Below are 13,198 nucleotides of genomic sequence, written 5' to 3'. Positions count from 1 at the left end.
CTGCTGCCTCCCGGCTTCTCTTACGCGACCGGTGTGATCCAGCCGATCCCGGCACCGCCGGGCTGCAGCAGGATTGCGAGCCGGCCGACATCGGGAATGTCGAATACCGGCCGCATCAGCGTCGCGCCGGCCGCGACGGCTTTCTTCACTCTGATATCGACATCGTCGACCGCGAGATACGGCATCCAGCCATCGGGTACATTCTCGTAGCCCGGGCCTTCCGCGTGGAAGATGCCGCCGACCGGCACATTGTCCATCATTGCGATCCAGTAGATGCCGCCGCCCGCCAGCTTCTTGGCCTGATAGGTCCAGCCGATGGTCTCCTGATAGAAGGCTTTCGCGCGCTCGGGATCGCGCGTCACGAATTCATTCCAGTTGAAATGACCGTGCGGCGTCATGGCGTCCTCCGTTGTTGCGTCAGACTGAAACCAGCGTCTTGAAGCCACCATAGATCATGCGCTTGGCATCGAACGGCATTGCCTTCGGATCCATCATCTTGGCGAGGCGCGGATCCTTCATCACTTTGGCGTTGATGCGGTCGCGATCTTTGCGCGTCTTGTAGATGATATAGGAAAACACAACGGTCTCGTCGGGTTTCAGTTTCACGCTGCGCGGGAACGATGTCCATTTGCCGACGCTGACGTCATCGGCGACACATTCCTGATAGTCGAGTGCGCCGTATTCGCGCCAGATTTTGCCGGCCTTGCGCGCGATGGCGGCATAGGCTTTTAGCTTCTTCTTCGGCACCGGAACGAGGAATCCGTCGATATAGGCCATTGGTCGTTTCTCCCTGCTGTCATGCGTCGGCGCCGGGCGCGCGTGGCCCGGTTGTTTTCAAGACGAACGCAATTGCGTTCATCCGACAGCATTCTGGAGAATTTTGCGATCCGCGCAGGCGGCCGTATGTCGCAGTGCCGTGGTCTTCAGAAACTGGCCGCGGCGGGCTTCACCGCCGCTTTCAGCAGCTTGATGGCATCTTCGCTGTCCCATTCGGCGGGGCCGGCGATGGTCGCGATCTCGCAGCCCTTGCCGTCGATCAGCACCGAGGTCGGCATACCCAGTGCACGGCCGATGCCCTTGAGGTCCTGGAACACCTTGGCTGAGGTGTCGGTGAAATAATCCAGCCGGTTGAGGCCGCCGTCTTTCAGGAAAGCCTTCGGCTTCTCGGCGTCGCGGGTGTCGATATTGATTGCCACGACCTGGAAATCCGGGCCGCCGAGCTTGGTCTCGAGGTTGTTCAGCGCCGGCATTTCCTTGCGGCAGGGCACGCACCAGGTGGCCCACAGGTTCACCAGCACCGTCCGGCCGCGCCAGTCGGACAGCTTCTTCTCCTGGCCATCGGCATCCCTGAAAGCGAGGTCCGGCAGTTTCAGCGGCGTCCTGGCCATGGTCAGGCCGGCGACTTCGCCGCGCGCCAGCGGCTCGATCTTCTTCGACAGCGCTATGGCCGGTGCACAGGTTGGATCGCCCGGCGCAGCCTGTTGCCGCAGCCGATCCATATTGGATACCGCGGCAAAGCCGATCACGGCGCCCACGAGCACCGCGCCAAGCACGATCAGGCGGCGTTTGGCCGGACGGGGGGCAGGCTGGTCGGGCATAGGGTTTGTCATTCGGTCTCAGTTAGGGCTATGCAACGGTTGGCGACGGACGATCCGTCGGCTGCGGTTAAAGATGAGTGACAATTCATGGCTTCGCGCAAGGGCAACGGCAAGTCCAGCAATGACGGTAAGGGCTCCAATGTGAGCAACAAGATGTGGGGCGGGCTGTTCGATGAAAGCCCCGACGCCATCATGGAGGAAATCAATGTCTCCATCGACGTCGATCGCCACCTCTATGCCCAGGACATTACCGCGTCCAAGGCCCATGCTGCGATGCTTGCCAGGCAAGGGATTATCACCGCGAAAGATGCGAAAAATATCGCAGGCGGTCTAGACACGATCCTGTCAGAGATCAGCAAGGGGGCGTTCACATTCAAGCGGGCGCTCGAAGACATTCACATGAATGTGGAGAGCCGGCTAGGCGAGCTGATCGGCCCGGCCTCCGGCCGTCTGCACACGGCGCGTTCGCGCAACGACCAGGTTGCGACCGACTTCCGGCTGTTCGTGCGCGATACCATCGACGAGATCGATGCGGCCTTTGTGTCGTTGCAGCGGGCACTGGTCGATCGTGCGCTGGAGCATGCCGACACGGTGATGCCCGGCTTCACCCATTTGCAGACTGCGCAGCCGGTGACCTTCGGTCATCATCTGCTGGCTTATGTGGAAATGGTGTCGCGCGATCGCGGCCGTTTCGCCGATGCGCGCAAGCGCCTCAATGAAAGCCCACTCGGCGCCGCCGCGCTGGCCGGCACCTCGTTCCCGATCGACCGCCATGCCACCGCCAAGGCGCTGGGCTTCGATCGCCCGATGGCCAATTCGCTCGATGCGGTGTCGGACCGCGATTTCGTACTCGAGACGCTGTCGGCGGCTTCGATCGCAGCCGTACATCTGTCGCGCTTCGCCGAGGAGATCGTGATCTGGACCTCGCCGCTGGTCGGCCTCGTCAGACTCTCGGACAAGTTCACCACCGGCTCCTCGATCATGCCGCAGAAGCGCAATCCGGATGCCGCCGAACTGGTCCGCGCCAAGACCGGCCGCGTGATCGGCTCGCTCACCGGATTGTTGATTGTCATGAAGGGCCTGCCGCTGGCCTATCAGAAGGACATGCAGGAGGACAAAGCGGGCGCGATGGAGGCCTATTCGGCGCTATCGCTGGCGATCCGCGCGATTGCCGGCATGGTCCGCGATCTCGTGCCCAATGAGGAGCGCATGAAGCTTGCTGCCGGCGAGGGCTATGCCACCGCCACCGATCTGGCGGACTGGCTGGTACGGACGCTGAAAATGCCGTTCCGCGAGGCGCATCACGTCACCGGCCGGATCGTCGGCATCGCCACCAAGAAGGGCGTGGCGTTGCACGAGCTCGACCTGAAGGAGATGCAGGCGGTGGAACCGAAGATCACGGCAGAAGTGATGAAGGTGCTGTCGGTGGAATCGTCGGTGAAGAGCCGGGTCAGCTATGGCGGCACGGCGCCGAAGAATGTGACGTCGCAGGCGAAGGCCTGGCTCAAGCGACTGGAAAAAGAGCGGAAATTGGGCTGATCGGGCTTGGCGTGCGAAAATTCAATGGATTTCGGGGTCTCGCCAGAGCGCGGCAATCTTTGTATGGTGCGCCCGCATTTGGGGATTTAGCTGTGACTCGTCCGACCCGCCCTGCGTCCGCGCGATGGGCCATTCTCGTTCTGACCGTTTCTGCTTTGGCGCTGGCTGGCTGCGGCCGTAAAGGCGGCCTCGATCTGCCGCCACAGGCGTCCGCGCAGCCGATGGGCACCGGCGCTCCGGCAGCGGATCCCGATGCACAGTCGGCTGCCAACAAGGGCAGGGACGTGTTCGCGCCCTCGAACGGTGTCGATGAGGGCCCGCCGGCAGCGACCCGTGGCCGCAAGAAGCCATTCCTGCTCGATCCGATCCTGGACTAACTCGCCATGCGCCATTTCGACTATCGCAACGGCGTGCTGCACGCCGAAGGCGTTGATATTGCCGAAATGGCGGATGCCGTCGGCACGCCATTCTATTGCTATTCGACTGCAACGCTGGAGCGGCACTACCGCGTCTTCACCGAGGCCTTTGCCGATACCAAGGCGCTGGTCTGCTACGCCATGAAGGCGAATTCCAACCAGTCGGTGCTGCGCACGCTGGCCAAGCTCGGCGCGGGCGCTGATGTGGTCTCCGGTGGTGAATTGAAGCGCGCGCTGGCCGCCGGCATCCCGCCGAAGAAGATCGTGTTTTCCGGGGTCGGCAAGACTGCGGACGAGCTGCGGTTGGCGCTCGATGAGGACATTCTCTGCCTCAATATCGAGTCGGAGCCCGAACTCGAAATGCTGTCGGCCATCGCCGGCGAGACCGGCCGTACGGCACGGATTTCGATCCGCGTGAATCCGGACGTGGATTCCGGCACGCATGCCAAGATCTCCACCGGCAAGTCCGAAAACAAGTTCGGCATCCCCATCAGCAAGGCACGCGAGGTCTATGCCCGCGCTGCGAAGCTGCCGGGGATTGAGGTCACCGGCGTCGACATGCATATCGGCAGCCAGATCACCGATCTCGCCCCGATGGAGCAGGCATTTCGCATCCTGGCTGATTTCGTCACCGTGCTGCGCAACGACGGCCACACGATTTCGCATGTCGATTTCGGCGGCGGTCTCGGCATTCCCTATTACGAGGACCGCGCCGCACCGCCGGAGCCGATGGCCTATGCGGCCATGGTCAAGCGTGTGACGCATAATCTCGGCTGCACGCTGATGTTTGAGCCCGGCCGCATGATCGTTGGCAATGCCGGCATTCTCGTCGCGCGCGTCATCCATGTGAAGCATGGCGACGGCAAGACCTTCGTCATCATCGACGCTGCCATGAACGATCTGATCCGGCCGACTTTGTACGAGGCCTACCACGAGATTCTGCCGGTGGCGGCGCCCGCGCCCGGTGCGAAGCTCGCGGCCGTTGATGTGGTCGGCCCGGTCTGTGAAACCGGTGATTATCTGGCGCTGGACCGCAAGCTGCCGGAGCTGAAGTCCGGCGATTTGCTCGCGATCATGACCGCCGGTGCCTATGGCGCCGTGCAGGCGGGAACCTACAACACCCGCGCGCTGGTCCCGGAAGTGCTGGTGAAGGACGATCAGTATGCGGTGGTCCGCCCGCGGATCGAAGTCGAGCAGCTGATCGCCATGGACAAGGCCGCGCCCTGGTTGTGACTCTTGTCCCTCCCCCAAGCGGCGTAGCCGCGCAGCGGGGAGGGTGGATCGACCGCGCAGCGGTCGAGACGGGTGGGGTATATCCTCACGCTCTGCGCCTGCGCAGGCACCCCACCCCGGCCTATCGGCCGACCCTCCCCACTGCGCTTCGCTTGGGGGAGGGATGCCGCTACCATCGGTGTGTACCTGCCTCACGCCTTCGTGACCCCAATCGCCCCGAATCGACTTAGGCTCAGGCTTTGCATGTGCACGGATGGCCCCCGCGCCATGCCTCATTGCCGCCGCCGTGCTAGTGTGTCGTGCGGTAACATCGGAGATCGTCGTTGAGCGCTGCGCCCCCCGACCGACCAGACCCCGAACGCGACGTACATGCCGATCGTCAGGCGGCGGCACAGCTTCAGCTCGCGCAGGCGCTGCAGCGCGCCCGGGTGGCGATTGCCTGGGAGCGGGGCTGGCCGCATCTGGCCCGGCTGCTCAGTGTCGTCGGGTTGTTTCTGGTGGCGTCCTGGGCCGGTCTGTGGCTGACGCTTCCCTTCACTGCGCGTGCCATCGGTCTTGCGTTGTTCGTCATCGCCGCGCTGGCGACGCTGGTTCCTCTCCTGAAGTTTCGCTGGCCGTCGCGTGAAGAGGGCTTGTCACGCCTCGATCGCGGCACCGGCATTGCACATCGCCCCGCAACAGCGCTGACCGACACGCTGTCGTCGCAGGACCCGATGGCCCGGGCGCTGTGGCTGGTTCAGCGCGAGCGGACGCTGGCCTCGCTCAAGAAAATCCGTGCTGGCCTGCCGTCGCCGCGCCTCGCGATCCATGACCCCTGGGCGCTGCGCGCCATCGTGGTCGTGCTGCTGTTCGCCACCTGGTTTGCCGCCAGTGGCGAGCGCGGCGCGCGGATCATGGCGGCGTTCGACTGGAACGGCGTGCTGGCGCCGGCGAATGTACGCGTCGACGCATGGATCACGCCGCCGCCTTATACCGGCAAGCCGCCGATCATCCTGTCGGCCGCCAACAAGGACGCGTCCACAGCCGATGCCGCTGCATTGCCGGTGCCGTCGGGCTCGACGCTGATCGTGCGCTCCAGCGGTGGCGCGCTTGATGTCGTTCTCACCGGCGGTGTCGCTGACGTGGCGCCGACGGCGGAAGCCCCGAAGGGCACCAACGAAAAGCATTTCATCATCACGTCTGACGGGACGGCACATGTCCGTGCGCCGTCCGGCCAGCCGCAGTGGAAGTTCACGGCAACGGGCGATCGTCCGCCGACCATTGCGCTCGCGAAGGACCCCGAGCGTCAGGCGCGCGGTTCGCTGCAGATGTCCTACAAGCTCGAGGACGACTACGGCGTTACCGAAGCCCATGCGCAATTCGCGGCGCGTCCCGCCGAGACCAAGGATGGCATCAAGGAAGCCGCCAAGCCGCGGCCGCTGTTCGATGCGCCGTCATTTGCGCTGGTTCTGCCAAATGCGCGCACGCGCAACGGCGTCGGCCAGACCGTCAAGGATCTCAGCGAGGATCCCTATGCCGGCGCCGATGTCACGCTGACGCTGACCGCGAAGGATGAGTCGGGCAACGAGGGCAAGAGCGAGCCGTTCAGCATGCGACTGCCGGAGCGGCTGTTCACCAAGCCGCTGCCGCGCGCGCTGATCGAACAGCGCCGTATCCTGGCACTCGACGCCAATCAGCGCGGTCAGGTCTCCTTCGCGCTGCAGGCCCTGATGATCGCGCCGGAAGCTTTCACGCCGGAAGCCGGTCAGTATCTCGGGCTGCGCAGTGTTGCCACCCAGATCGAACGCGCCCGCACCGACGCGGCCCTGAAAGAAGTCGTCGCCAGCCTGTGGGCGCTCGCCGTCACCATCGAGGACGGCGACATCACCGATGTCGACAAGGCGCTGAAGGCGGCGCAGGACGCGCTGAAGCAGGCGCTGGAGCGCGGCGCCAGTGACGAGGAGATCAAGAAGCTCACCGAGAACCTGCGTGCGGCGCTGGACAATTTCCTGAAGCAGCTTGCCGAGCAGATGAAGCAGAACCCGCAGCAGCTGGCGCGTCCGCTCGACAAGAACACCAAGGTGATGCGGCAGCAGGACCTCAACAATATGATCGAGCGCATGGAGCGGCTGTCGCGCTCCGGCGACAAGGACGCCGCCAAGCAGTTGCTCGAACAGATGCAGCAGATGCTGGAAAACCTGCAGATGGCGCAGCCTGGCCAGTCCGGTGACAGCGAGATGGATCAGGCGATGAACGAGCTTGGGGATATGATCCGCAAGCAGCAGCAGTTGCGCGACAAGACCTTCAAGCAGGGCCAGGACCAGCGCAACGAGCGCCGCCGCGGCAAGCAGGGCGAGCAGGGTATGGGCGATCTGCAGCAGGATCAGCAAAACCTGCGCGACCGCCTCAAGCAGCTGCAGGATCAACTGGCCAAGCAGGGCATGGGCCAGGGTCAGAAGGGTCAAAAAGGACAGCAGGGGCAAAAAGGCCAGCAGGGCCAGCAAGGGCAGGGCCAAGGTCAAGGCGGCGACGATCAGGCGGACGCCGATGGTGACGGCGACGGTGATGGTCTTGGCGATGCCGACAGTGCCATGGGCGATGCCGGCGGCCAGCTTGGCGAGGGCAATGCCGATGGCGCTGTGGGTTCGCAGGGCAAGGCACTCGATGCGCTCCGCAAGGGTGCACAGAAGCTTGCGCAGGCCATGCAGCAGGGCGAGGGCGAAGGCCAGAACGACGGCCCCGGCAACAATCCCGGCCGCCAGCAGAGCGGTGGCCGGCAAAGCGATCCGCTCGGGCGTCCGCTGCGTGGCCGCGAACTTGGCGACGACCTCACGGTGAAGATTCCCGGCGAGATCGACGTGCAGCGCGTGCGGAGAATCCTGGAAGAGCTGCGTCGTCGCCTCGGCGACACGACGCGGCCGCAGCTTGAGCTGGATTATATCGAGCGGCTGCTGAAGGATTATTGAGGGCGGAGTTAGGAAGTGCCGGTGCCAGTGGTTTCCCTCCCCCAAGCGAAGCGCAGCGGGGAGGGTCGGCCGATAGGCCGGGGTGGGGTGCTTCGGCAAGTGAGAGCGGCGTTTGTGGCACGACCCCACCCGTCTGGCCTTCGGCCAGCCACCCTCCCCGCTGCGCGGCTCCGCCGCTTGGGGGAGGGATAAGAAAGAGCCCTCTATCCCTTATTCTTCACCGCCAGTGCGTCCGCCACCGCAGTGCGGATATCCGCCACCGAAAACGGCTTCGTCACCACATCGTGCACGATCGCATTGAGGCCCGTCGCGCGTTCGCGCTGGTCGGCGTAACCGGTCATCAGCAGGATTGTCAGTTCGGGAAAATCGCGCGCGACGGCCAGCGCCAGCGCGATGCCGTCCATGACAGGCATCTTGATGTCGGTCAGCAGCAGGTCGAATGCGCCGCCCTGCTCGGTAAGGATTTCCAGCGCCTCGGCGCCGTCTTCGGCCGTGACGATCTCGTGGCCATCCATGGCGATGGCGCGGCCGACCAGCAGCCGCATCGATTCTTCGTCATCAGCAATCAGGATACGCGCCACGACAACTCCTTGGACTTACGCGCCGGCGACGTCGCGCTTGGTGAAGAAACGCACATCGATACTGCGGCCCTCGGCCGGCGGCGAGGCCAGCCGCGATCGAAACCATGTCTTGTCGCCGGGATTGAGGCCGGGCTGTTCGAGCACGGCGTTCCAGCCATATATTTCAGTCCCCTTCTCGTCGCGTACCACGAAACGCAGGCGCGGCAATGCGGTGGGCGTGCGGGTTTCGGACACGATCAGGCCTTCGATGAGCAAGACCGACTTGCCATCGACGGTCTCGGTGGTGACCTTGACGTCCTTGAAGGCAAGGCCGCGCACATTCACGTCGAGGCCGACCGCCTGATAGAAGGTCGCGGTCTGCGGCATCAGCTTGACCAGATCGACGCGCCAGATCACCAGTGCGAGCAACAGCGACGCCATGGCCGCGGTGGCGATCGGCAGACTGTGGCGCGGCATGACGAACAGGCGCGGCAGCGACGGCACGAAACGGCGGAGCGCTGCCAAGCGCGACGGCGGGGTGGCCCGCATCGCGGCCACCGCGTCGTGCTGCGCCAGCGTGGCCCAGTCGGCGGTTTCGGTGCGATCATTGGCGTCGGTCGGCCAGTCAGCGGAAATCGACGGGCTTTCCACCACCGGAACGTTCGGCGCCGAGGCGTCGTCGTCCTCGGTCACGTCCCAGGCGCTCATGTCCTCGTTCGGATCGGGCTCGCTGGCCTTCGCCGCCATGGCGGGAACACGGGCTTCGGCGCGGGAGAGGTCCTCCGGCCGCGCCAGCCAGACTTCCTTGCAGCGGGCGCAGCGCACCGTCCGTCCGGCATCGCCGAACGTAGCCGGGTTCACGGCGTAGGACGTCGTGCAATTGGGGCAAACGATATGCATGGAGCCGATAGCCGATGACATGGCCGGCAGGCTACAAGACGACCGTTAACGAATCGGAAACCATAACGGCCGCACAAGCAATTGACCGTCTTTTTGAGGCTTTTTGAACCCATCGAACGGAGCTGAATGTGGTCCGGTTCGAAAATGTTGGTTTGCGCTACGGGCTTGGCCCGGAGATTCTGCGCGACCTCAATTTCCAGATTCCTGCGCATTCGTTCCAGTTCCTGACCGGTCCCTCTGGCGCCGGCAAGACCTCGCTGCTGCGTCTCCTGTTCCTGTCGCTGCGGCCGACCCGCGGGTTGGTCAATCTGTTCGGCCAGGATATCTCGCTGCTCGGCAAGGACGAGATCGCCGACTTGCGCAAGCGCATCGGTATCGTGCTGCAGGATTTCCGTCTGCTCGACCATATGACGACCTATGAGAATGTCGCGCTGCCGTTCCGGGTGATGGGGCGTGAGGAGTCCAGCTATCGGCGCGAAGTCATCGATCTCTTGAAATGGGTCGGGCTCGGCGATCGCATGGATGCGCTGCCGCCGATCCTGTCGGGCGGCGAGAAGCAGCGCGCTGCGATTGCGCGCGCGGTGATCGCGCGGCCCATGCTGCTGCTGGCGGATGAGCCGACGGGCAACGTCGATCCGACGCTGGGCCGGCGTCTGCTGCGGCTGTTCATCGAACTCAACAAGTCGGGCACCGCGGTGATTATCGCGACCCACGATATTACATTGATGGATCAATACGACGCGCGGCGCATGGTGCTGCATCAAGGCCGGCTGCATATCTATGAGTAGAATCGGCGAAGAACACGGCCCGCTGATGGACCTCGGCACCGATCGCCCGCAGGTCCCGGCGAAGGCGCGCAACGCATCCCCGATCGTGCCGCGCGGCTCGATCGCCGGCCGCGCGCTGGTCGCCGTCGTCGCTATCATGACCTTCCTCGCCTCCATCACGACAGGCGCAGTGCTGCTGATCAGCGCCTCGGCGTCGGAGTGGCAATCGGAAGTCGCCAGCGAAATCACCATCCAGGTGAAGCCGCAGGGCGGCCGCGATCTCGACCGCGACACACAGGCGGTGACCGATGCCATTCGCGGCCAGCCGGGGATTGTCGAGGTGCAGCCCTATAGCCGGGAGCAATCGGCGCAGTTGCTGGAGCCGTGGCTCGGCACGGGACTGTCGCTCGACGAGCTACCTGTGCCGCGCGTCATCATTGCACGTGTCGCGCCGGGGACGGTGCTGGACATCATCGGCTTGCGCAAACGGGTGACGCAGGCCGTGCCCTCGGCCAGCGTTGACGATCATCGCGCCTGGGTCGAGCGGATGCGCTCGATGACATCGGCAACGGTGCTGGCCGGGCTCGGCATCCTTGCGCTCGTTATTATCGCCACCATTATCTCTGTATCCTTTGCGACGCGCGGCGCGATGGCGGCGAACCGGCCGATCGTCGAGGTGCTGCATTTCGTCGGCGCGGGCGACCGCTACATCGCCAATCGCTTCTTCCGCCACTTTCTGCGGCTTGGCCTGCAGGGCGGTATCATTGGCGGCGGTGCCGCGATGCTGATGTTCGGGTTTTCAGAGTCGATCGCGAGCTGGTTTTCCGGCACGCCGGTGGGCGACCAGTTCGCTGCATTGCTGGGGACGTTCTCGCTGCGGTCGTCAGGCTATCTCGCGGTGGCAGGGCAGGCGCTGTTGATAGCAGGAATTACCGCCTGGGCGTCGCGCCGCACATTGTTCTCGACGCTGAACGACATCGAGTAACGCGTCAGGTAAAGGCGATGGCATCGCCAAGGCGCCGAAAAATACCTAAGATTGCTGCCAAAGGACCAAACGTCAGACCGATGACCTTGCTCGACGACCAGGACACCACGGAGATGCCCGTTGCCGCGCCACCGCGGCGGCGCGTCATCCGTGCGGCACTTGTGGTCGCATTTGCACTGTCCTTCATGGTCGGCGCCATCGGCTTTGTCGCGTTCCTCGCGCAACTGCGCAGCGGCGAGCTGAAGCCCTCGGCGAATGCCGACGGCATCGTGGTCCTGACCGGCGGTTCGTCGCGCGTTGCGGATGCGCTCGAATTGCTCGCCAATGGCTTCGGCAAACGGTTGCTGATCTCCGGCGTGCATCCGACCAACGGCGCCGCAAATATCTCGCGCACGCTGCCGGACAGCCAGCGGCTGCTGGATTGCTGCGTCGATCTCGATCGCTCCGCCGTCAACACCCGCAGCAACGCGGTGGAGACCAAACGCTGGGTCCATGAGCGCGGCTTCAAGTCGCTGATCGTGGTGACCTCGAATTATCACATGCCGCGCGCGATCGTCGAAATGTCGCACGAGATGCCGGATATCGAGCTGATCCCGTTCTCGGTGATTGGCGACAAATGGCGTGACGAGCCGTGGTGGACCAGTGGCCCGACGCTGCGGTTGCTGCTATCGGAATATGTCAAATATCTCGCGGCCGAAGTGCGGGTGCGGCTGGCGAATATCGGCATTGATCTGATGCCGGATTCCGGCAGCGACCAGCAGAGCGACGCGCCGCAGCGCCGGCCGGCCACGGCGTCTGCGAATTGAACTGCAATTGAGCTGATCGGAACACCATGACTTCGATATTCGTGCGTTCGTTGATCTACAACGTGCTGTTCTATGTGCTGCTGGTGTTCTGGATCCTGGTGGCGATTCCAACCTTCGTGATGCCGCCGCGTGCCTTCATGGCGATCGCGAAGGCGTGGGCGACCAGCAGCATCTGGCTGATGCGTATCGTCTGCAACACCAGGGTCGATTATCGCGGACTCGAGAAAATTCCGGCGGGGCCGCTGGTGGTCGCCTCGAAACATCAATCGATGTGGGAGACCTTCGCGCTGATGCCGTTCTTCGACCGGCCGCTGTTCATCTACAAGCGCGAGCTCGGGCAGATTCCGTTCTTTGGCTGGTACCTGAAGAAGTCGAAAATGATCGGCGTCGATCGCGATGGCGGTGCGCGTTCGCTCATCGATATGGCCAAGCGCGCCACCGAGGAAATCCAGCTCGGCCGTCAGCTCATTATCTTTCCCGAAGGCACGCGTCGGCCTGTCGAGGCACCACCGGATTACAAACCCGGTGTCGCGCAGATCTACGCCAAATCCGGCGCGCCGTGTCTGCCGGTGGCGCTGAATTCCGGCCTGTTCTGGCCGCGCCGCACCTTCCTGCGCTATCCCGGCACGCTGGTGGTGGAGTTTCTCGATCCTCTGCCGGCCGGCCTGCCCCGCAAGGAATTCATCGCGGCGATCAGCACGTCGATCGAGGCCGCCACCGATCGTATCGTTGCGGAGGCGCGCGCGGAGCAGGCGACGATCTTCGGGCGCGTGCCGAATGTGGCAGTGAAAGAAAGCTAGCGCTTGGTCACTCGTGCAGCATGGCTGCGAGCTGATGGAGCTGCGCGTCACGAAAACCTTCGGCCTCGATGGCCTTCACGGTCGACAGCACGTAATCGCGGTTCAGCCCGGAACGACCGTGGCCCTGCCGCACGAAGTGCAATTGTTCGCTAAGGCTCAATCGTCCAGCATATTGCACATGGCCGCGATCGACCACATAGGCCAGCGCGCTGACGCGGGTGCGCTCCACATCATCCAGCCAGACCGAGCGCATGACCTCGCGATAGACATGGGTGGTCTGCTCGCGCTCCCTGAGATAGGCGATGGTGTCGTGGCGCAGCTTGGCCGCCACGCGAAAGGCAATGCCGCGGCAGGCGCCGCCGCGGTCCAGGCCGAGCACGAGGCCGGGCTTTTCCGGCGTGCCGCGGTGGTCAAAGGAATAGACGCAGAGCGCCCGATGTTCGCCGATCAGCCGGGCCGGGACCTGTTCGATGAACTCGAAGCCCGGCCGCCACATCAGCGAGCCATAGCCGAACACCCAGAGATCGCTGTCGGAATCGGGCTGGGCGGTGATTTTCGCGGTCATGATGCCGACCTAGCAGAAACCTTGGGCCCGGGCGATCTTGATTTCCTGCAATGTGGCCCTGCGACGACAGGATAACCCCATGAA

Annotated in this window: 14 protein-coding genes; 8 read left to right on the top strand and 6 right to left on the bottom strand. The window is 64.0% G+C overall.

The features are described 5' to 3' along the window. Positions 1–20: 20 nt before the first annotated feature. From AB7828_RS17985 to tlpA, 3 genes are all read right to left on the bottom strand, one after another. A complete protein-coding gene (locus AB7828_RS17985; protein WP_120287245.1) occupies positions 21–398 on the bottom strand; it encodes a VOC family protein in 378 nt (125 codons plus the stop codon). Between the two features lie 19 nt (positions 399–417). After that, positions 418–777, bottom strand: a complete 360-nt coding sequence (locus AB7828_RS17980; RefSeq protein ID WP_089267616.1) for a DUF1428 domain-containing protein — start codon at positions 775–777, stop codon at positions 418–420. 146 nt (positions 778–923) lie between these two features. After that, on the bottom strand, positions 924–1,598 hold the full coding sequence (tlpA, locus tag AB7828_RS17975) for a thiol:disulfide interchange protein TlpA (RefSeq protein ID WP_246297386.1): 675 nt from the start codon (positions 1,596–1,598) through the stop codon (positions 924–926). A 141-nt stretch (positions 1,599–1,739) separates the two neighbouring features. Here tlpA and argH point away from each other — a divergent pair, with 141 nt between their 5' ends. The 4 genes from argH (at position 1,740) to AB7828_RS17955 (ending at position 7,731) form a co-directional block, all read left to right on the top strand. Beyond that, complete coding sequence (gene argH / locus AB7828_RS17970; protein WP_441232264.1) at positions 1,740–3,137, top strand: argininosuccinate lyase; 1,398 nt, start codon at positions 1,740–1,742, stop codon at positions 3,135–3,137. Between the two features lie 92 nt (positions 3,138–3,229). After that, positions 3,230–3,514 carry an LPS translocon maturation chaperone LptM gene (gene lptM / locus AB7828_RS17965; RefSeq protein WP_175365989.1) on the top strand — a complete coding sequence of 95 codons (285 nt, stop codon included), beginning with the start codon at positions 3,230–3,232 and terminating at the stop codon, positions 3,512–3,514. A 6-nt stretch (positions 3,515–3,520) separates the two neighbouring features. Next, positions 3,521–4,786 carry a diaminopimelate decarboxylase gene (gene lysA / locus AB7828_RS17960; RefSeq protein WP_441230776.1) on the top strand — a complete coding sequence of 422 codons (1,266 nt, stop codon included), beginning with the start codon at positions 3,521–3,523 and terminating at the stop codon, positions 4,784–4,786. Positions 4,787–5,109: 323 nt separating this feature from the next. Then, positions 5,110–7,731, top strand: coding sequence for a TIGR02302 family protein (locus AB7828_RS17955; RefSeq protein ID WP_441230775.1), 2,622 nt, complete (start codon positions 5,110–5,112; stop codon positions 7,729–7,731). A gap of 203 nt (positions 7,732–7,934) precedes the next feature. Here the strand turns inward: AB7828_RS17955 and AB7828_RS17950 are convergent, their stop codons facing one another. Beyond that, on the bottom strand, positions 7,935–8,312 hold the full coding sequence (locus AB7828_RS17950; RefSeq protein ID WP_175365986.1) for a response regulator: 378 nt from the start codon (positions 8,310–8,312) through the stop codon (positions 7,935–7,937). Between the two features lie 15 nt (positions 8,313–8,327). Then, a complete protein-coding gene (locus AB7828_RS17945; protein WP_441232263.1) occupies positions 8,328–9,191 on the bottom strand; it encodes an MJ0042-type zinc finger domain-containing protein in 864 nt (287 codons plus the stop codon). 128 nt (positions 9,192–9,319) lie between these two features. Here AB7828_RS17945 and ftsE point away from each other — a divergent pair, with 128 nt between their 5' ends. The 4 genes from ftsE to AB7828_RS17925 all read left to right on the top strand — a co-directional run bounded on the left by ftsE (position 9,320) and on the right by AB7828_RS17925 (position 12,549). Next, positions 9,320–9,979, top strand: coding sequence for a cell division ATP-binding protein FtsE (gene ftsE / locus AB7828_RS17940; RefSeq protein ID WP_068729180.1), 660 nt, complete (start codon positions 9,320–9,322; stop codon positions 9,977–9,979). Continuing rightward, on the top strand, positions 9,972–10,943 hold the full coding sequence (locus AB7828_RS17935; RefSeq protein WP_120287240.1) for a cell division protein FtsX: 972 nt from the start codon (positions 9,972–9,974) through the stop codon (positions 10,941–10,943). Before ftsE ends, AB7828_RS17935 begins: the two co-directional genes overlap by 8 nt. A gap of 80 nt (positions 10,944–11,023) precedes the next feature. Further along, a complete protein-coding gene (locus AB7828_RS17930; protein ID WP_120287239.1) occupies positions 11,024–11,749 on the top strand; it encodes a YdcF family protein in 726 nt (241 codons plus the stop codon). 26 nt (positions 11,750–11,775) lie between these two features. Next, the gene (locus AB7828_RS17925; RefSeq protein WP_120287238.1) at positions 11,776–12,549 is read left to right on the top strand and encodes a lysophospholipid acyltransferase family protein; all 774 of its coding nucleotides are present in this window, start codon (positions 11,776–11,778) and stop codon (positions 12,547–12,549) included. A 7-nt stretch (positions 12,550–12,556) separates the two neighbouring features. Here the strand turns inward: AB7828_RS17925 and AB7828_RS17920 are convergent, their stop codons facing one another. Further along, positions 12,557–13,114 (bottom strand): gamma-glutamylcyclotransferase, encoded by a 558-nt coding sequence (locus AB7828_RS17920; RefSeq protein WP_120287237.1) that lies wholly within the window; start codon positions 13,112–13,114, stop codon positions 12,557–12,559. Between the last annotated feature and the right edge of the window lie 84 nt (positions 13,115–13,198).

This window comes from Tardiphaga sp. 215_C5_N2_1 (assembly GCF_052076055.1).
GTDB lineage: Bacteria > Pseudomonadota > Alphaproteobacteria > Rhizobiales > Xanthobacteraceae > Tardiphaga > Tardiphaga robiniae.
The sequence above is the reverse complement of the archived record's forward strand: the minus strand, read 5'-3'. Positions and strand labels throughout refer to the sequence as shown.

Coding starts and splice junctions, on each gene's coding strand:
- AB7828_RS17985 (WP_120287245.1), bottom strand. CDS start 398: ATGACGCCGCACGGTCATTTCAACTGGAATGAATTCGTGACGCGCGAT.
- AB7828_RS17980 (WP_089267616.1), bottom strand. CDS start 777: ATGGCCTATATCGACGGATTCCTCGTTCCGGTGCCGAAGAAGAAGCTA.
- tlpA (WP_246297386.1), bottom strand. CDS start 1,598: ATGCCCGACCAGCCTGCCCCCCGTCCGGCCAAACGCCGCCTGATCGTG.
- lysA (WP_441230776.1), top strand. CDS start 3,521: ATGCGCCATTTCGACTATCGCAACGGCGTGCTGCACGCCGAAGGCGTT.
- AB7828_RS17945 (WP_441232263.1), bottom strand. CDS start 9,191: ATGCATATCGTTTGCCCCAATTGCACGACGTCCTACGCCGTGAACCCG.
- AB7828_RS17935 (WP_120287240.1), top strand. CDS start 9,972: ATGAGTAGAATCGGCGAAGAACACGGCCCGCTGATGGACCTCGGCACC.
- AB7828_RS17930 (WP_120287239.1), top strand. CDS start 11,024: ATGACCTTGCTCGACGACCAGGACACCACGGAGATGCCCGTTGCCGCG.
- AB7828_RS17925 (WP_120287238.1), top strand. CDS start 11,776: ATGACTTCGATATTCGTGCGTTCGTTGATCTACAACGTGCTGTTCTAT.
- AB7828_RS17920 (WP_120287237.1), bottom strand. CDS start 13,114: ATGACCGCGAAAATCACCGCCCAGCCCGATTCCGACAGCGATCTCTGG.